Origin of the sequence: Streptomyces sp. NPDC005402 (genome assembly GCF_040606575.1) — a bacterium.
Lineage (GTDB): Bacteria > Actinomycetota > Actinomycetes > Streptomycetales > Streptomycetaceae > Streptomyces.
Genome location: NZ_JBEXFB010000035.1, coordinates 49344 through 67873, shown reverse-complemented (window position 1 = coordinate 67873; position 18530 = coordinate 49344). Strand labels below are relative to the sequence as shown.

Below are 18530 nucleotides of genomic sequence, written 5' to 3'. Positions count from 1 at the left end.
AACCTCCCCCGCCGTTCACCCCCCCCCTGTCACCTCCCGGGCTAAACCCCCTGCCCCCCGGACCCCTGGCCACCCCGCGGCCCCGCCCCCCCCACCGGGCCGCCGGACTCATAAGCCTCTCTCGTCAGAAGCTCGTCAGGGAAGACGACGTCGAAGGTGTCTTCCACCGCGGCCATGACCGCCACGCTCTGCAGGGAGTCCATACCGGCATCCCAGAGATTTGAGTTGTTGTGGAGCCTTTCGGGTGTCCATAACGTCCGAAAGTGCCGCGCTCACCACGTCAAGAACGGCGCTTTCGCTGAGTAACGACTGCTCTGCGTCCACTACCACCCACCTTGCCCATTCTATCTATCTATGAACAGAATGTCCGCAATGTCGAATGCTGTCGAAGCGCTTCACCTTAGTACTCCAGCAGCGCTTCGCTATCTGGCCTGGTCAAAGGGGATCGCCGGGAGTGTAATTGGCTGATGTTCCATCAGGGGTGGTCTTGCCGGAGTGCCCCTCCAACGAGTGGCAGCGAGCACTGCCCGAGCTGTGGCGAGGGCAGCCTCCCAGCGTGATCGACGACCTTGCCGACGCGAACTGGGCCCGTGAACTCGACGACCTCTTCCTGCGCATCGGCCACCGTTTCGGCCGCGCCGACCTGCGACGCCGCATGCGCGACTACGTCCGCGCCCTGCTCGGCCCGGTCGGCCGCAAGAACGGCTGGCAACTGGCCGAGCACGCCGGCCACCGCACCCCCGACGGCCTGCAGCGACTGCTGAACGGTGCCACCTGGAACGCCGACGCCGTCCGCGAGGACCTGCAGACATACGTCGCCGACAACCTCGGCGAGGACGGCGGAGTGCTCATCCTCGACGACACCGGCTTCGTCAAGAAAGGCACCACCTCCGCAGGCGTGTAACGCCAGTACTCCGGCACCGCCGGCCGCACCGAGAACTGCCAGATCGGCGTCTTCGCCGCCTACTCCACCTCCCTCGGCCGGGCCCTGGTGGACCGCGAGCTCCACCTGCCCAAGTCCTGGACGGACGACCGTGAACGCTGCCGCGCCGCCAAGATCCCCGATGAACGACCCTTCGCCAGCAAACCAGAGCTGGCCAGGGTCATGGTGCTGCGCGCACTTGCCTCGCCCATGCCGATCGCCTGGGTGACCGCCGATGCCGCCTACGGCCAGGAACGGCGCTTTCGCCGGATGCTGGAAGAAACCGCCGTCGGCTACGTCCTCGCCGTCCCGAAATCCCAGCAGGTACCGCGCTTTGGCCGCATCGACCACCTCTTCACCCAGGCACCGGACGAGGCATGGGAGAAACGCTCGTGCGGCGACGGCGCCAAGGGCCCGCGCGTCTATCACTGGGCAGCCGTCCAGCTCCCTGTGATCGAGGATTTCGACGGCGAGCGGCCCGCCCATCACCGCTGGGCACTGGCCCGGCGCAGCATCAGCAGGCCCGATGAGATCGCCTACTACCTCGGCTATGCCCCGGCGGGCACCGGCGTCGACCAACTGGTGCGCGTTGCCGGGCGCCGGTGAGCGATCGAGGAGTGCTTTCAGGCCGCGAAGAACGAGTGCGGCCTGGACGAGTACGAGGTCCGCCGTTACGTCGGCTGGATGCGGCACGTCACCCTGGCCATGCTCGCGCACGCCTTTCTCGCGGTCACCACGGCGCAGGCGGCGGCAAAGGGGGATGCAGAAACGGTTCCACCATGGTCCCGCTCACCGTGGCGGAAGTCCGCCGGCTCCTGGCAACTGACCCGCGCACCGGCCCCGCCCACCACTTCGCATCCACGCGCTGAGCTGGTCACGGTGGCGGCGAAGGCGTCAGGCGGTCGCCAGGCACTGTCACTACGGGCGACGCTGCCACTCGTTGGAGAGGCACTCCGGCAAGACCACCTCTGATGGAACATCAGCCAACTACACTCCCGGCGATGCCCTTTGCCCAGGCCAGATAGCGAAGCGCTGCTGGAGTATTAGATCGTCAGATTGCGCTGCCTCTGCCGCAGGAGAAGAGCTTGCCCCACCGTTCCGAGCAAGCGCAATACCCTCTAGTTACCGCGAAATTAGGCCACAGCTAGGGGTCTTGACGTCGGCATAGCTGCACCTTACAGTCGGCGCCTGGCTAGGTGAAGCGCTTCGACTGAGCAGCCGGAGCACCGACGTTTGATTGCGAACCAGCGAATGGGTCAGGTCATTGAACGAGCTCCGCCAAGCAGTTCAAACAGCCGCGAAGCATGCCGCCGACGTGGACCGCGACGCGCGAATTCCGGCCCAGGCGATATCCGAGCTGCGGTCTCTGAAATCTATGAGTGCAATCGCCCCGAAGGCTCTCGGCGGAGCCGGGCTCGGGGCCGCCGAGATGGTCCATATCGCCAGGGGACTTGCTCGGGGATGCGCGTCGACGGCACTGGTCTGGTCGATGTATCAAAGGCAACTGGCTTCGCGGTGCCGCTTCTCGGGCGGCGTGGCCCGGCTGAAGGAGCTGGCCCGCACCGCCGTTGGCGAGCAGTGGCTCATCGCGTCGGCCACCAGCGAGGCGAGCACCGGCGGCAACCTGCGCAGTAGCGAAGCCGCGGTGGCGGACCTCCCGGCGGAACCGGACCGCGTGTGCCTCGTCAAACAGGCAACCACCGTCTCCTACGGGGCCGAGGCCGATCTGATCCTGCTGACGGCGCGGCGCGGCGCCGACGCGGCCCCGGGTGACCAGGTCCTCGCCGCGGTTCTGGCGGAGCAGGCACAACTGTCGCAGACCTCGGAGTGGCACCCGATGGGCATGCGGGGACGAACAGCCCGGGTTTCCGTATCGAGGCGGTCATTCCCCGCGATCAGCTCCTGCCGGCCCCGTTTGCGGATATCGCGGCGGAAGCCATGATCCCGCTCACCCATCTGCTGTGGGCGGCCGTATGGACGGGCCTGGCGGCCGAGGCCCTGGACCGTTCCGTGCGGATGGCGCGGCGGAAGCTGACCGCCGGAACGGGCGGCCAGCCGCCTGCGGCGCTGGCCGAGGCCAGGTGGCGACTGGCGGGGCCGGAGGCGCTGCTGGCGGAGACAGCTACCCAGACGCAGCAGGTGCTCTCGGGGCAGGCCCGGCCGACTGTCGGGCTGACGGTCCGGATCAACTCACTGAAGGTGGCCGCCTCGGAGACGGCGATGGAGATCGCCTTCCTGGCGCTCCGCGGTTGCGGCATCGCGGGCTACATGGAGTCGGGACCGTTCTCCGTGGCACGGATCATCCGCGATCTTTCCTCCTCGCTGGTGATGATCGGCAACGACTGGCTTCTCCACACCAACTCACAGATGCTGCTCATGGAACGGCAGGAAGCCCGATGACACCACAGCGGCGCGGCCGGACCGGGCCGAGCCACGTGACAGGCCTCGCCGAGGGATCGGAGCTGAACCTTGAAGGCTAGTTCAACGGGGAACGGTCCGGCGCGGCTCACGCCGCTCGCGGTCGTGCGGGGCGGCGCCGAGCAGGCCGCGGCGGCGGCGCTGGCCAATCCGATGGAGTTCCAAGGCTCCGGCCGGATCGTGGATCTGGTGCGGGAGCAGGCCCGGCGCCGTCCGGGGCACGCCGCCGTGATCGAGGGGGCGGCCATCCTCAGCTACCAGGGTCTCGTCGCCCGGATCGACGAGGTACGCGAACTGCTGCGGAGCGCGGGATGCGGTGCGCGGCAGGTCATCGCGTGCGCGGGCCCGCGGTCGGCCGCAACTGCCGTGCTCTTCCTGGCGCTTGAGGATCTGGGGGCGGTGTACTTCCCCGTCGATCCGGCCTGGCCACGGGCACGCGTCGCCGATGTACTGAGCCGCGGCGGCTGCACCCATCTCGCCAACTACACCAAGGGCATCGAGCGGCTGGAGATCACGACCATGGACGGCGGGCCGCAGACGCCCCCGTTCGAGGACGTCCCGCCCGCATATCTGATCTTCACCTCCGGGACGACGGGTCTCCCCAAGGGCGCGATCGTGGAACACCGCGGCATGCGCAATCATCTGTGGGCCAAGATCACGGATCTCGGCATCACCTCCGCCGATCGCGTCGCCTTCACCGCGCCGCTCGTCTTCACCATTGCGATATGGCAGATGCTCGCCCCTCTTATGGCCGGGGCGACCACCGTGGTGGTGGGCGAGGCGGACGTGACGTTCCCGCCTCGTCTGCCGCGGCTACTGCTCCAGCAGCGCGTCAGCGTCGTCGAACTCGTCCCGACCGCCATCGGCTTGCTGCTGGACCAGCTCCTCCGGCGGCCGCCGGAGGACGCGCTGCCCGAGCTGCGATGGCTGATCTCCACCGGTGAGGAGCTGACCCCCGGGCTGGCCGGCCGGGTGCTCCGTAGCCTGCCTCATGTCTCGGTGCTCAACGCCTATGGCTCGACCGAGTGTTCCGACGACGTCACGCATCACGTGGTGACGATGGCGGACACCACGCTGCCGCGCCTCCCGGTGGGCTCCCCGATCGCCAACGCGGTGATCTACGTGCTGGTCCACGAGGAGGGACCGGATGCCTGGCGCGCCGCCCGCCCCGGAGAGAGCGGGGAGATCTTTGTGGGCGGCATCCCCGTCGGAGTCGGCTACCCGGGCGATGCCACCGCCACCGGGAAAGCCTTCCATCAGGACCCGATCGATCCGCACTCGCCGACGGGGAGGCTCTACCGGACCGGGGACCTCGGCCGCGTCGATCAGGGCCGCCTGCACTATCTGGGCCGGTCTGACCGGCAGGTGAAGGTCGCCGGCATGCGCCTCGAACTCGACGAGATCGAGGCAGTGCTCAGCCGTCATCCGGAACTGGACCACTGCGCCGCGTCCTGTCATCGGCCGACGGCGCCCAGCCGAGACTGGTTGCCTATGTCGTCCCCCGTTCCCCAGTCTCCCCGGCGGAGCTGGAGAACTTCGTCGCGCAGGCCCTTCCGGCGGCTGCGGTGCCCAAACGGTAGCGGCGGCTGGAGCAGATCCCGGTGTCCCCCAACGGCAAGGTGGACTACCGCGCACTCACCAATCCGGCACGGCCAGACAGACCTCAGGGGGGCATCAGATTGCTCGCGGTGAGGCATAGGGAGAACCGGGTCACACTGCGCGACCGGGCGCAACTGCTCTCGCAGCTGGCCAGGGCAGGAGGGCCGGTGGCGGCGGCAGTGGTCGCGCTGGAGATCCTCAGCGGTGTACTCCCCGCACTCTCGGCGCTCTCCCTGGCCTGGGTGGTCTCCCGCGTCTCCGAGCCGACCGACGTGGGTCAGCTGACGGCGATCGGCCCGGCGCTGCTCGGCTACGCCGGTGTGCTCCTGATCTCCCACGCGATGGAGGCGCTCAGCACCCCGCTGCAGTACTTCGCCAAGTCACGGATCGACGGGCGCAGGCGTACCGACGTCCTCCGGCTGACGGCCGCCTGCCAGACGATCGAGGTCCTGGAGGAGCCCGAGGTCCAGGAGCTGGTGCGGCTCTCCAAGGCCGAGCCGGGGAACTGGACCGAGCGCACTCCCGGGGACGGCTGCCTCGCCCAGACACGGATGTGCGCGGAGGCCTTGGGGCTCGTCGCGTCCTGCGGCATCCTCGCCGTGTACGCCTGGTGGCTGATTCCCGTGGTCGCCATACCGTCCGCCATCGTGCAGACACTGCAGAGCAGGCAAGGCGTCGAGTTCATGCGGCAGTGGCGCAGCGGCATCCGCGAAGGGATGCACGCGGACGTCTGGTCGAAGATGCTGGTCGAGCCGTCCCTTGGCAAGGAGGTCCGGATCTTCGGCTTCGCCCGGCTGGCCGCCGACCGGATGCGGCACCACATCCTCCGAATGTTCGAGCCGGTCTGGGCCGTTGGGGTGCGCAACCTGCGTGAACAGTGGGTGAAGTTCTGGCTGGTGGGGGGCGGCCTGGGGGTCTGTTTTGTGATCGTGGCCCGCGCCGCCTCGCAGGGAAGCATCTCCATCTCGCTGGCGAGCGCCCTGCTGATGGCCGCGTGGGGGGTGTACCAGTCCATCGCCGGCTATGACGCGCGCGCGATCGTCGGAGCGCTGCCCGGCCAGCACGCCTGGGCGGCGCTGCGGCAGAAGCTGAGCACCACCACGCCGGACGATCCCGACGGCGGTTCACCCCGCCCGGAGCCTGCCTCCGGTCCTTCCGCGGTTCCCGTCGTGCGCTTCGAGGGGGTCAGCTTCCGGTACCCGGGGACCTCAGCGTCGGTGCTCGACGCACTCGACCTGGAGATCCGGCCGGGCGAGCTGCTCGCCATCGTCGGGGTCAACGGCGCGGGAAAGTCCACCCTCATCAAGCTGCTCTCCGGCCTCTACCGTCCGACCGGCGGACGGATCACGGTGGACGGCACCGACGTCTGGCATACGGGAATCGCGCAGTGGCGACGGCGGATCACGGTGGTGTTCCAGGAGTTCGCCAGGTACCACCTCTCGCTGGCGGCCAATATCTCCCTGACCGCGGACACCGGTCGGGAGCAGGACCGGGCCGCGCTCGCCGAAGCCGTCGGGCAGGCCGGGCTCTCCGATGCCGTCGCCCGGATGCCCGCCGGTCTCGACACCCTGCTGGCGCGCTCGCGCGACGGTGGCATCGACCTCTCCGGCGGACAGTGGCAGCAGGTGATCCTGGCGCGTGCGCTGTACGCGGTCCAGGCCAGCGCGCGTCTGCTGGTACTGGACGAGCCGACCGCGCACTTGGACGTCCGCAGTGAGGCCGAGGTCTTCAGCCGGCTCGCCCGGCAGAAGGGCGACCTCAGCGTGGTGCTGATCTCCCACCGCCTCTCCACCGTCCGCGCGGCCGACCGGATCGTCCTGCTCGACGGCGGGCGGATCAGCGAGTGCGGCAGCCACGATGAACTGATGGCGCAGGGCAGCCAGTACGCGCGCATGTTCACCCTGCAGGCCGAACGCTTCAGCACCGACTCAGCCGCACGCGACAACCAGGACAAACAACTGGAGGAATCCAGCGAGGGAGCCGTCCGGTGAAACGCTATTTGTCCGTCTGGGCGCATCTGCTGCGTCTGTCGTGGCGCCTTGAACCACGGCTGACCAGCGCGATATTCGCCACCCTCACGCTCAATGTGGTCGCTGTGGCCGGTGTCGCTGTGGCACTGCGCGCCATCGTCAACAACAGCCTGCACGGTCACCTGGCGGCGGCCGTCGTCGGCGCGGTGGGCGCCGCCATGGCCTACGGCCTCATGAGCATGATCGGCGGGCTCCTCGGAAATCTGCGCGTCCTGCTGGTCGAGCGGGTCGGCATGACCGACCTCCAGGAGCAGATTCAGCTGGACATCGCCACCATCGACGGCTTGGAGCATCTGGAGGACTCCAGCTATCTCGACCGGGTGACTGTCGTCGGCGGGGCGGCCTGGGGACTCACCGACGGGCTGTGGGCGGCGATCACCACTGTGTTCACGCTGCTGCAGCTGGCGGTGTCGCTCCTGGTCCTGGGGCAGGTCAGCCCCTGGCTGGTGGTGCTGCTCGCCCTCGCCGCAGCGCCCGTCTGGTTCGGCCACCGCGGGGAGACCGTCGTACGGGCGGCGGAGACCTCATCGTCCGAGCAGTTCCGCCTGCAGGAGCACCTCTTCGACCTGGCAACCTCAGCCGCAGAGGGCAAGGAGGTACGGGTGGCGGGCGTCGGGGAGCAACTTGCGCGGCTGCAGGCCGACGCCTGGCGTGCCGCCACCGGCGCCCGGGTCCGGGCACGGCTGTGGGCAGCGCTGTGGCGGTTCGGCGGATGGTGCGTTTTCAGCGCCGCCTTCGTCGGCGGGCTGGCGCTGGTCACCCATCAGGCACAGCGCGGCGACGGCAGCATCGGCGACATCGTCCTGATGATCACGATCGCCGCCAGCCTTCGGCAGTCCGTGCAGACCGCGGTCTCCCGCGCCAGCGACACGGCTGGCGCGGGCCGCCTGATCGTCCCCTATCTCTGGCTGCGCGACTACGCCGCCGGCGACCGGGATGGCCGCGGCGCTGCCGTGACCGCGCCCGACCGTCTGACCGAGGGAATCGAACTCGACCGGGTCACCTACACCTACCCGGGAACCCTGGCGCCCGCGTTGGACGAGGTGAGCCTCCGGATCCCGGCCGGCAGCGTGGTGGCGGTGGTCGGCGAGTACGGGTCCGGCAAGACGACGCTCATCAAGATGCTCGCGAAGTTCTACCAGCCGGACGCCGGCACGGTACGCGTGGACGGCACCCCTCTCGCGGAGCTGGACACCGATTCCTGGCGGGCACGACTGGCCTGCGCGTTCCAGGACTTCGGGCGTTTCCACGTCACCGCCCGAGAGATCGTCGGCCTCGGCGACCCCGCGTTCCTCGACGACGACGAACGTGTGCGCTCCGCCGTCCGCACCGCGGAGGCGCACGACATCTTCGACCGGATGCCCGACGGTCTCGACACGCAGCTCGGGCGGGAACTCGGAGGAATACAGCTGTCCGAGGGGCAGTGGCAGCGCACGGCGCTCGCCCGGGCCTCGATGCGCCGCCATCCACTGCTCTTCATCCTGGACGAGCCGACGGCCTCACTCGACGCGTTCAGCGAGCACGCCATCTTCCAGGCCCATATGAGCCGTGCCCGAGCGCTGGCGGCCGAGACCGGTGGCATCACCGTGATCGTCTCCCACCGTTTCTCGACGGTGACCGGGGCCGACCTCATCGTAGTGATGCACCGGGGGAAGCTGACGGAAGCCGGCAGCCATCAGGAGCTGCTGGCCTTCGGCGGCCGTTACGCCGAGCTGTATGCCATCCAGAGCAACGCCTACTCCGACACGTCTCCGGAAAACTGACCGGCAGAAACTGAGGCTGAGCATGGCGACACAAGATCCGGGTGCCGTAGTCCGCAGCGGGCCACTCGTCGGCGCCCAGGAATTCGAATGGTGGAAGCTGCGGCACGGCATCAGCACGAATGTGCTGTCGCATGTGGAACCCGAAGCCGGAAGTACGCGCCACACGGTGCGATCGCTGCTCCACGAGGCCCTCGATCCCTTTGAGTCCCTGCGGACGTCCTTCGGCCTGGACAAGGAAGGCCGACCGCGGCAGTACGTTCACCCCGTACGGGATTTCGAGATAGTCGAACGGGACGCGCGCAAGGTGAGTGTAGAGGAACTCACCGAGGAACTGCAGCACGCGGCATTCACCGCCGAGGACGCCACGCTGATGCGTATCGGCATGGTGGTGGACGGGCCGCATGTGCGCTACGTCGTCGTCTCGGTCAGTCATGCCGTTATCGACGGGCGCGGCGCCCAGGTTCTCCGCAAGCGGCTCAACAGCGTCTTCGCGGGCCGGGGGACAAAACTCACCACGGCGGAAGCCGCACCGCACCCCGTCGATTCGGCGGTCTCCGAGCACTCCGGTCCGCTTTCCCGCATGCGGAGCGCCTCCCTGCGGTTCTGGGAGAAGGAAATCGCGGAGATGCCCAACAGACTGTTCGCTCCGCGCCGCGGCGGGATCATCGAGCACTATCACTCGGAGTACGAGTCCTATGCGGCCCGTCCGGCACTTGTTCTGACGGGGCGCAGGTTCCGGACCAGCCCGGCGGTCGTCTACACATCGACCATCGTCGCCCTCGCCGCCCTGATCTCCGGCAGCACCACCACCACCGTGCGCACGCATTTCGTCGGCCGCACGCCCGAGGAGAGCGACTCGGTCGGCTGCTACCACCAGATACTCCCCCTCACCGTCGACACCGGTGACCAGCCCAGCCTGAGCCGGATCATCGAACGGGTGATGTTCAAAGCCTTCCAGGTCCAGGCCCGGTACCGGGTCGGCTATCTCGATCTCCGGGAGATCACGGCCAACGCGCAGGCAGCGCGCGGGGCTGCCTTCGCCGAGGGCATCACGGTGAACTTCGACTACGCGGTGCCGCTGGAGCAGGTGACCTCCGAGGACGGTGTGCTCACCGCCGAGTTGGAGTCAGCCCGGGAGCGCGAGCTCCTGATGGGATCGGGCGAGAGCGGCGCCGATCTGCGCGGGCTGGACGCCTATCTCATGGTTCACCTGCGCAGCACAACACTGCATGGATTCGGGACCTTCAACAGTCTCAGCCTCAGCACGGAACAGATGCGCAGCCTACTGGCCGGACCGGAACAGCTGCTCCGGCGGCTACTTTCCGAAGGGGATGTCTCCTGGGAGGCGATGCGGGCCATGTTCGGTGAGCGCATCTGCGGAACCGTGAATCCCGACCTTGGCCGCAGAGGGGTGGAAGTCTTCTCTGTCGGGCAGACCACCGCGGCCCTGGAGAGTCATCCCGACGTCGTCGCAACGGTCCTCCGGGTTGAGGAGAACTCCGGAACTCCCGCACTTGTCGCGCATATCGAGACGCGGGCATCGCACCTCACCCCCGAGAACCTACGCGCGCACATACTCCGGCAGCTGTCGCCCGCTCACCCCGTCGTATGTCCGGACCGGTTTGTCATCACCAGGGTCGGATGATGCGCATCATGCTCAAGTCCAAGATTCATCGTGCCACCGTGACCCAGGCCGACCTGCAGTACGTGGGATCTGTGACCATCGACGCGGCTCTACGCGAGGCCGCTAACCTGTTGCCAGGCGAGCTGGTCCATATCGTCAATGCCACCAATGGCGCCCGCCTGGAGACGTACGTCATCGAGGGTGAGCGCGGGTCCGGAGTGATCGTGGATCAATGGTGCTGCCGCCCACCTTGTCCATCCCGGGGACCTAGTCATCATCATCAGTTACGCCCAGGTCGACGACGACGAGGCGCGCAAACTGCAGCCGAAGGTCGTCCGCGTAGGCGGCGGCAATCGGATCGTCGCCCGGGGTGGGGACCTGTCCGAGCCGGTGCCCGGCTCGGACCAGGAACGCAACCCACAGGCGGTTGAGGTCTGAGTCGCGGAGAGGACCGGGGCCCGACGCCCGCGTCTTCTCTCAGCCGGGCAGTGGTGCGCCTGGCCCTATTCTCCTGGCTGGGAGAAACGGTGACGCGGGCGAGGTCCGCAGCACTTGGCGGGTGGCGGGTTCAGAACCTGCTGCTGAAGCGGCCATGCCAAGGGAGTCGGGGATGGTTGTTGCAGCGTCGCGATAGCATCCGGGCTTCATGTCTTGCGGTGGGGCCTGGTTGCTGGGAGGCTGCGGAGTCCCCCGGGCGTCCGGATATGCCTTACGGGGATTCCGCCCCGCTGGTGCGCGTCCGCGGGACTGACGCACCACCGGCGCGGTCACGGGGTGTCCGCGGTGGTCGTGGACTGGGCCGCGGCGCCGTTTCTGACCATGGCCGGGGTCACCGTACTGGATGATTTCTGCCAGCATGCCGGTGAACTCGCGCTGCCGGTGCGGGTCGTCGGCTCGAAGAGGTAGCCTCGCGCAGTCCTGCGAATCGTCGGACTGAACGGCGTGATGGCCATCCATGACGCGGTTGGGGCGAACCGTGGACCGGAACCAGGCCAGGACCCGCGGGTCGGGCTTCGCCCGGGTCGTGAGCTCGACGACGACGTTGGTGTCGAACAGGTAGATCACTCGGCGTCCGTCTGCGCATCGTAGGAGCGGGCGCCGAACTCCAGCCTTAGAGCCAACTGAAGCGGATGAGTCCCGACGAGGGGGTTGCCGGTGGCCGCCCCAGCTCCCCGGCTCGTACCCTGGCCAACAGCCGCTGGACGGTCTCGAGTATCTCCGGAACGGCCGCCCGGAAACCGTTCAGGTCCTCGGCGCTGGCCGTGCCCGCGGCGACACCGGCCCGGTCCAGCACACTGGGCAGGTCCGAGAGCCTCTCCCCCAGCCAGGCCAACGGGTCGGTGGACAGCTCCTTCTCGAACTTCCGCTCGCTCTCGTCCCAGCCCGAGAATCTCGGGTGATGGTGCGTCCGGTCGAGGCTACCGGGCCGGCCGCCCACCGACTCCAGCAGGTCCACACGCCAGATCGGCTCCTCGACGGAGATCGGCCGAGCGGAATAGACACCCCCTCGAAGTTCGCCTGCCTTGATGTGGCGCAGTTCCAGCCGGACGCCGTGCTCCGGCCCTTCCTGCCCCTCCGGGGGGTCGGGGTGCTGGAAGTACAGGTCACTCACCACCAACCCCAGCCTGTCGAAGCCGAAGGCGTACAGCATCAGGAATTCCTTTCAGTAGCAGCGTCAACAAGGCGACCCACGGCTCTGCGCTCACAGGCGGCGCCGTCAGCTTCCGAGGTGCACCCAGGTGGTCTTCACATCGGAGTACTTGTCGAGGACGGCGAGTCCCTTGGTGCGTCCGAATCCGGACCTGCCGACGCCGCCCGCCGGGACGGTGAGGTCGTCGCCCTCGAAGCAGTTGACCCAGGCGATGCCCGCCTTCGCAGCGCGCGTCACCCGGAACGCCGTGTCCAGGGCGGACGTCCACACCGAGATGCCCATCCCGTACCCGGATGCGAATCCCACCCGGAGTGCGTCATCCACGTCGTCGAAGGGGCGTACTGCGACGACCGGGGCAAACACCTCCTCGGTGAAGACCCGGCTATGTTCCGGGGTGTCGGCGAGCAGCGTTGGTGCAAAGTAGTGCCCCCCGGGCAGTACGCGTAGCGGCTCCCCGCCCCGCACTACCCGGCCGCCGCCCGCCACCGCCTCCTCGGTGGCCAAGCGGGCATCGTGCAGCTGATGCTCAGTGGTCAGCGCGCCAACCGAGGTCTCCCAGTCGAGCGGGTCCCCTACCCGCAGCTTGTCCACCTCGACACTCACCAAGTCCAGGAACTGGTCGTACACCTCGCGTTCCACCATCACGCGCGAGCAGCCGGTGCACATCTCACCCTGGTTGAAGTACCCGCCCCATGCCACGGCGCGAGCCGCCTCGGCCAGGTCACGGACGTCCTTGAACACCAAGGCGGACGACTTGCCCCCCAGCTCGGGCCAAACGCGCTTGCCGTTGCTCTCCCCGCTGGCGCGCATCACCGCGCGCCCGGTCGCCGCCGAGCCGGTCACCGACACCGCGTCGATGTCGCCATGCCTGCCGATGGCCTGCCCGGCTCCGGCACCCAGGCCCGGGACGACACTCAAGGCGTCCCGGGACACGCCGGCCTCCACGGCCAGCTCGCAAGCGCGCAGCACGGACAACGGCGCCTGTTCGGACGGCTTGACGACCACCGAGTTGCCGAGCATCAATGCGGGTGCCACGTCGTAGCCGACGAGCGCCAGCGGGAAGTTCCACGGGAGCAGAATCCCGGCGACGCCCACGGGCTCCCTACTGACCAGCGCCACATCGTTCGCGCCGACGTCGGGATGGTCCCCGTGCAGCTTGTCCGCGAGCGCCGCGTACCAGCGGATGGCCCGCTGGACGCCGGCAACGTCGATCTCCACCGCATCCTTGATCGGCTTGCCGGTCTCCAAGCTGACCAGCAGTGCGAGCTCAGTGCGTTCGGCCTCGATCGCGTCCGCCCAGGCGCTCAGGATCGCGCCGCGGTCACGAGGCGAGAAGTTCGGCCAACATCCGACGCGTTGCTCGGCCCGGGCGTGCGCAACCGCCTGGTCCACTTCGGCCGCATCGCAGGCGGGAACCGCGCACAAGAGGCTGCCGTCACGGGGACTCAGCAGATCGAAGGTGTCACAGCCGACGTCGGCCCGCGCTCCATGGAGCAGCGGGCGGGGATCCAGCGTGACCTTCTCGGCCATCGCCTTCCAGTCGGTCCTGCTGCCGTCAGTCATCGGGCCCTTCCCTTCACTACGCCCATCACCCCTGATCCACCACACGCGGCTGCACCACCGAGCGGTCCAGCTCATCGAGGGACCGCCGGCCCGCGAGCAGCATCGACCGCTCGAACTCCTCGCGCAGCAGCCCTAGGGCCGCATACAACCCGGCCGCCCCGTCGGCCGCCACAGCCATCGCCGTCAGACGGCCGACCAGGACCACATCCGCGCCCAGCGCGAGAGCCTTCAGCACGTCGGCACCGCGGCGGATGCCTCCGTCAATCGCGACCGGCACCCGGCCCCGCACTGCGGCCACTACCTCCGGGAGCTGGACCAAGGTGGCAGGAAGGCAGTCCAGTTGCCGTCCGCCATGGTTGGAGACCACGATCCCGTCCACCCCGGCGGAAATCGCCTGCTCGGCGTCCTCCGCCGTGAGGATCCCCTTGACCAGCAACGGACTGTCCACCGCCGCCCTCACCGCAGCAAGGGTCTCCCAGGTCCAGTCGGAGCCGTACCCGGACACCAATCGGTTGGCCGCCGTGGTGCCGATGGGGTCGTAGTTGCCGCTCCACTGCTCCGCGGGGGTCTCGAAGCGCCGCGTCATGAGGCGCTCCCGCCAGCCCAGGGTGGGGCAGTCGATGGTGACGCAGAGCGCGGCGTAACCGGCTCGGTGCGCCCGCTTGGCGAGGGCCAGGAACTCGTCGGGCTCGCCCCACGCATGCAGCTGCATGATCTTCGGTCCGTCGCTCGCCTCGGCAACGGTCTCCAGGGAGAAACGGGACGCCTCGGAGACCACTGGCGCGATGCCCGCCATGGCAGTCGCCGCGGCGATCTCGCATTGGCCGCGCTCATGGAACAGGCCGTCTCCGCCGATCGGTGCAGTGAGGACGGGGAAGGCCAGATCAATTCCCAGGAAGGTCGTGCTGGTGACGAGTTCGGTCACCCCGGTCATGTACGTCGGGCGAAAGCTCCACCGGTTCAACGCGGCGAGGTTGTCCCTCAGACTCTGCTCCGCGCCGGCCCCTCCGTCCAGCACCGCCCACGCGTCCTCGTCCAGACGTTCTCGCGCGCAGGCGTAGATCTCCCCCAGCGTGGCGAACTTCTGGCCCGCTTGCTTCACCGGGCGTTCGACCGCGTGCCCGTCCGTGTGCGTCATCGTTGCGTCCCTCCGAGCAACTGCCGCAACTGGCAGCAGGGCAGTCGTACTGTGCTGTCGGCCTGGTGATCAGGCAACGGGTGTGCGCTTGGCAACGAGGGTGTGCTGAGCGGGAAGCAACAGTTCCTCGGAGCGTGCGTAACCGTCGCCCTGCTTGGCCAGATGGGTGCCGAGGAACAACTCACCGCTCTCCCAGAGCGAGCGGACCAGCCCGACGAGCCGGTCGCTTGGCTGGAAGCCGCGGTACCAGTCGAGGAACTCGGGCCACTCGGCAACCGAGCCGCGCCCTTCGATCCAGCTGGCCATGTCGTACACGGTCGGCAGCTTCCACCGGTAGATGCCCTTCTCCAGCGCTCCAGTCGTCAGGAAGGGATAGTTCTCCGACACGTAGATGGCACCGCCCTCGGTAACGCCGTCCCGCAGCGGGGTGAGAGCCGGCAGGGCGTACTCGAAGTCGCAGGTACCGGCAGCGTCACGGCTGAAGTCGAAGTCCCGGGGGTAGGCCCGCTCGAAGGTCTCGAACGAACCACACTTGTCCGCGACGGCGTCCATGCCCCGGTAGAACGGCTCCCAGTACGGCTTGCGGGCGCCTAGCATCGCGCTGAAGACGTGGCTCCCGCATGCCTCCGCGAGCCGCTTGCCCATCGCGGCCAGGTCCTCCGGGGTGTCCAGGCCCGGGATCAGCGGTGCCACATGGAACGCCACGGGTATGTCCTGGGCGGCCAACTGCTCGGCGACCCGCAGCCGTTCACTGGGGCGCGGGGCGTTCGGCTCGATACGGGTGGTGATGTCCTCGTTGAGCGTGATGATGGAGACACAGACCTCCACCAGCCCGGCGCTGGCCAGCTCGCGCAGCAGATCCACGTCACGAAGCACCAGAGAGCCCCGCGTCAGCACGAACAGCGGGATCTGCTCGGCGATGGCCGCCTCCAGAATCGAGCGGGTCAGTTTCTGCTCGGCCTCCATCGGCTGATACGGGTCCGTGGTCGTGCCGATGTCGACGATGCCGAGATCGGAGCGGGCCGGCACGGAGATCTCGACGGGGCGGACGTGCCGTCCGTACTCTCCGGGGCCCTTGTACAGGCAGTACTGGCACTCGAACTCGCAGCCCTTGTAGGTGTCCGTGTAAGACCGCCAGTGGTGGGCGCGAATGGTCTCCGCGGAGGTCTGGAACTCGAAGGTGCTCGGAAGTCGGTGCATTCGCTTCCTCTCAAGATCGACGCGCGTTCGATCGCAGTCGGCCCGAATTTCCATATCGATCTCCGTCGACGCGGGCGAACCCAGGGCATCACGACAGTTTGGTCGCGTCAAGGGAGACAAAAAGCCGGACCGGACATCAGGGCAATATGAGAAAGCCGTCACCGGAGACGTGAGCCGCTCAATATGATCGAACGTCCGGCCAGTCGGGCCGCGTGTGCTTGTCTACGCGGCCCTGCTGAATCTGTCTACTCTAGCTCGATCGGCGCGCAACTGACGCAAGTCCTCGGTTGCGCACCCCCCAGAACAAGACAGTCACCGGAACCGCCTGCTGCTGCACCAGAGCAGCGGTAGGATGACCCGCTGGCGGACATCTGACCCAATATCCTCGACACCATCGTCTTGTAGGTGATCCCGGAACCTGTGCCTTGCCCGGCTGGATCAATTTCCGTAACTTTGCCCTCAGGTACTTCACCAGGGACTAGCGTCAAATCCCCGTAGATTTGTGACGCTTTCATCGCGGTGTGCTCCGAGCCACCACAATCATGCAGTTGGTGGCGCCAACTGCATTGACGCCACCCTTATCGAATCTGCCGAACGGAACTCAGAGAGTTTCTGGAGGGGCAAATGACAGCCGCTTTTCTGGGGTTGAACATCCTGCATGACACATCGGCGGCGATCGTCGTGGATGGCGAGCTGATCTGCGCCGTCGAGGAGGAGCGCTTCAACCGGGACCGGCATACCGCAGCGTTCCCGAACGCGGCGATCGACTACTGCCTGGAACAGGCAGCAGTGCGCCGCGAGGACGTACTGGGTGTCGGCCTCACCTTCGACTACGAGAAGTTCAAGGACAACGCCAACCCGTTCGACCAGAACCTGATCGACCACGACGACCTCCGCGCCGACAGCCTCGATGTGATCAGAGACCTGAACACGCAGACGTGGCAGGAGGCGAAGGATCAGTTGGAGCGGAACGGGCTGAGTCACGCCCGCCACTTCCGGCATCACCTGACGCACGCGGCCTGCGGCTACTACCTCAGCGGCTTCACCGAGGCCAATGTGCTCGTGATGGACGGTCGCGGCGAGGAGGAGTCCACCTCTCTCTGGAGCGCCTCCGGCACAAAGATCGACCACCTGGAGTCCTACCCGGTGGCCGACTCTCTGGGCCACCTGTACACCTACATCACCAGTCTCTGCGGCCTCTACCGAAGGAGCGGGCGGCAGGAGAAGGCCGGCCACCTCGGAGCGATCGGCAACGAGGGCAAGACGATGGGGCTCTCCGGCTACGGCTCCGGCCGGATCGACTTCGACCAAGTGGTGACCTACGCGTCCGGGCGGTACCACGTGAACCGCGAGAGGCTGCGGGAGCTGGACGTCTACAAGGTGGCCCAGGGGCAGCCCGACGAGAACTCACGGGAACTGGCCTACGGCGTACAGAAGAAGCTCGAGGAGGTGTACAACTTCCTCGCGGAACGCCTCGAGTCCCTCACCGGGTACCAGCAGTTGGTACTCGCGGGCGGTGTCGCGCTGAACTGCAATGCCAATGGCGTGCTGGCCGCGTCTCCCATTGTGGACAAGCTCTTCATCCCGCCGGCCGCCCATGACGCCGGAGCCGCGGTCGGGGCGGCCTTCCTCCAGTGGGTCGAGCACTCGGGGCAGGCGCCGAAGGTCCCCGCCGACCAGATCTACCTAGGCGAGGCAATCGACAAGGCCGAGGTCGCAAAGGCCGTGGCGGCCAGTGGAGTCAGCCGGGTCGCGAAGGTCGAGGACCCGGCAGCGGTCGCCGCGGCGGCCCTGGCGGACGGCCTGGTCGTGGGCTGGTGCCAGGGGCGCATGGAGTTCGGTCCGCGGGCACTGGGAAACCGCTCGATCCTGGCGGATCCGCGCGACCCGCGCATGCCCGACAAGATCAATATGCACGTGAAGTTCCGGGAGTCGTGGCGCCCGTTCGCTCCGTCCGTCCTGGCCGACAGGAACGCGGAGTGGTTCGAGCCCGCGATCGAGTCCCCGTACATGCTGATCGCCCTCAACGTCCGGCCGGACCGGAGGGAATCCGTGCCAGCCATCACCCACGTCGATGGAACCGCCCGGGTCCAGACGGTCACCGAGGAGGCCAACCCCCTCTACCACCGGCTGATCGACTGCTTCGCCGGGCTTACCGGCGTCCCCATGGTCCTCAACACCTCGTTGAACGTCCGCGGCGAGCCGATCGCGCGTACCCCGGAGGACGCGATCCGGTGCTTCACCGAGTCCGGGCTCGACGTGCTCCTCATCGACGACACGGTGATGTGGAAGGACAACGTCAGCCTGGACATCACGGTGCGGCACAGCGGATCGACCGACACCTGAGAGCGCGTCGGGGCCGGCCCCTATGTGAAGTCGGCCGCGGAATCCGGGAGAAGCGCGGGCAATTGAGAGGACGCTCGTGCGCACAGCTCCAGTCAGGTTGGACGACGTACCCTTCAACGCGTTCCATGCCCGTGCTGTTCTCTCCTGCGGCGGCAGCCTGTTCCTGGACGGGTACGTGCTGGGAGTGGGGGCTTCGCGCTGGCGTCGTGGGGCCCCCAAGTGGATCTCGGTCCGACGTGGTACGGCGCGATCGGCTGGGCCACGCTGTTCGGCCTC

The 18530-nt window shown here is 67.8% G+C and carries 12 protein-coding genes and 3 pseudogenes; 10 read left to right on the top strand and 5 right to left on the bottom strand.

Going from position 1 to position 18530, the window contains the following annotated elements; genetic code table 11:
- Positions 1-41 precede the first annotated feature (41 nt).
- Positions 42-233 (bottom strand): annotated as a pseudogene (locus ABZT02_RS41345) (phosphopantetheine-binding protein); the annotation flags it as partial.
- 377 nt (positions 234-610) lie between these two features.
- Here ABZT02_RS41345 and ABZT02_RS41340 point away from each other — a divergent pair.
- The 9 genes and pseudogenes from ABZT02_RS41340 to ABZT02_RS41300 all read left to right on the top strand — a co-directional run.
- Positions 611-1690: pseudogene (locus tag ABZT02_RS41340) on the top strand (IS701 family transposase); the annotation flags it as partial.
- 469 nt (positions 1691-2159) lie between these two features.
- A complete protein-coding gene (locus ABZT02_RS41335; RefSeq protein WP_356027539.1) occupies positions 2160-2864 on the top strand; it encodes an acyl-CoA dehydrogenase family protein in 705 nt (234 codons plus the stop codon).
- Complete coding sequence (locus ABZT02_RS41330) at positions 2861-3322, top strand: acyl-CoA dehydrogenase family protein (RefSeq protein WP_356027536.1); 462 nt, start codon at positions 2861-2863, stop codon at positions 3320-3322. The genes ABZT02_RS41335 and ABZT02_RS41330 overlap by 4 nt, the downstream gene beginning before the upstream one ends.
- Before the next feature lie 69 nt (positions 3323-3391).
- Complete coding sequence (locus tag ABZT02_RS41325) at positions 3392-5032, top strand: AMP-binding protein (protein WP_356027534.1); 1641 nt, start codon at positions 3392-3394, stop codon at positions 5030-5032.
- Positions 5029-6930, top strand: a complete 1902-nt coding sequence (locus ABZT02_RS41320) for an ABC transporter ATP-binding protein (RefSeq protein ID WP_356027531.1) — start codon at positions 5029-5031, stop codon at positions 6928-6930. Before ABZT02_RS41325 ends, ABZT02_RS41320 begins: the two co-directional genes overlap by 4 nt.
- The gene (locus ABZT02_RS41315; protein ID WP_356027529.1) at positions 6927-8732 is read left to right on the top strand and encodes an ABC transporter ATP-binding protein; all 1806 of its coding nucleotides are present in this window, start codon (positions 6927-6929) and stop codon (positions 8730-8732) included. Before ABZT02_RS41320 ends, ABZT02_RS41315 begins: the two co-directional genes overlap by 4 nt.
- Before the next feature lie 22 nt (positions 8733-8754).
- The gene (locus ABZT02_RS41310; RefSeq protein ID WP_356027527.1) at positions 8755-10377 is read left to right on the top strand and encodes a condensation domain-containing protein; all 1623 of its coding nucleotides are present in this window, start codon (positions 8755-8757) and stop codon (positions 10375-10377) included.
- Positions 10374-10794: pseudogene (gene panD / locus ABZT02_RS41305) on the top strand (aspartate 1-decarboxylase). Before ABZT02_RS41310 ends, panD begins: the two are co-directional and overlap by 4 nt.
- 345 nt (positions 10795-11139) lie before the next feature.
- Complete coding sequence (locus tag ABZT02_RS41300; protein ID WP_356027524.1) at positions 11140-11262, top strand: hypothetical protein; 123 nt, start codon at positions 11140-11142, stop codon at positions 11260-11262.
- A gap of 205 nt (positions 11263-11467) precedes the next feature.
- On the opposite strand, the gene ABZT02_RS41295 is transcribed toward ABZT02_RS41300, so the two are convergent.
- From ABZT02_RS41295 to ABZT02_RS41280, 4 genes are all read right to left on the bottom strand, one after another.
- Positions 11468-12007 carry a hypothetical protein gene (locus ABZT02_RS41295; protein ID WP_356027522.1) on the bottom strand — a complete coding sequence of 180 codons (540 nt, stop codon included), beginning with the start codon at positions 12005-12007 and terminating at the stop codon, positions 11468-11470.
- Between the two features lie 66 nt (positions 12008-12073).
- The gene (locus ABZT02_RS41290) at positions 12074-13537 is read right to left on the bottom strand and encodes an aldehyde dehydrogenase family protein (RefSeq protein ID WP_356027519.1); all 1464 of its coding nucleotides are present in this window, start codon (positions 13535-13537) and stop codon (positions 12074-12076) included.
- Between the two features lie 58 nt (positions 13538-13595).
- The gene (locus ABZT02_RS41285; RefSeq protein ID WP_356027516.1) at positions 13596-14708 is read right to left on the bottom strand and encodes an alpha-hydroxy acid oxidase; all 1113 of its coding nucleotides are present in this window, start codon (positions 14706-14708) and stop codon (positions 13596-13598) included.
- 69 nt (positions 14709-14777) lie between these two features.
- Positions 14778-15908, bottom strand: a complete 1131-nt coding sequence (locus ABZT02_RS41280) for a radical SAM protein (RefSeq protein ID WP_356027514.1) — start codon at positions 15906-15908, stop codon at positions 14778-14780.
- A 624-nt stretch (positions 15909-16532) separates the two neighbouring features.
- On the opposite strand from ABZT02_RS41280, the gene ABZT02_RS41275 reads away from it, so the two are divergent.
- Complete coding sequence (locus ABZT02_RS41275) at positions 16533-18254, top strand: carbamoyltransferase C-terminal domain-containing protein (protein WP_356027511.1); 1722 nt, start codon at positions 16533-16535, stop codon at positions 18252-18254.
- Positions 18255-18530 lie beyond the last annotated feature (276 nt).

Bases quoted from the DNA above. Each gene is read 5' to 3' on its own strand.
- ABZT02_RS41280 (WP_356027514.1), bottom strand. From the start codon at position 15,908: ATGCACCGACTTCCGAGCACCTTCGAGTTCCAGACCTCCGCGGAGACC.
- ABZT02_RS41295 (WP_356027522.1), bottom strand. From the start codon at position 12,007: ATGCTGTACGCCTTCGGCTTCGACAGGCTGGGGTTGGTGGTGAGTGAC.
- ABZT02_RS41275 (WP_356027511.1), top strand. From the start codon at position 16,533: ATGACAGCCGCTTTTCTGGGGTTGAACATCCTGCATGACACATCGGCG.
- ABZT02_RS41290 (WP_356027519.1), bottom strand. From the start codon at position 13,537: ATGGCCGAGAAGGTCACGCTGGATCCCCGCCCGCTGCTCCATGGAGCG.
- ABZT02_RS41310 (WP_356027527.1), top strand. From the start codon at position 8,755: ATGGCGACACAAGATCCGGGTGCCGTAGTCCGCAGCGGGCCACTCGTC.
- ABZT02_RS41330 (WP_356027536.1), top strand. From the start codon at position 2,861: ATGATCCCGCTCACCCATCTGCTGTGGGCGGCCGTATGGACGGGCCTG.
- ABZT02_RS41285 (WP_356027516.1), bottom strand. From the start codon at position 14,708: ATGACGCACACGGACGGGCACGCGGTCGAACGCCCGGTGAAGCAAGCG.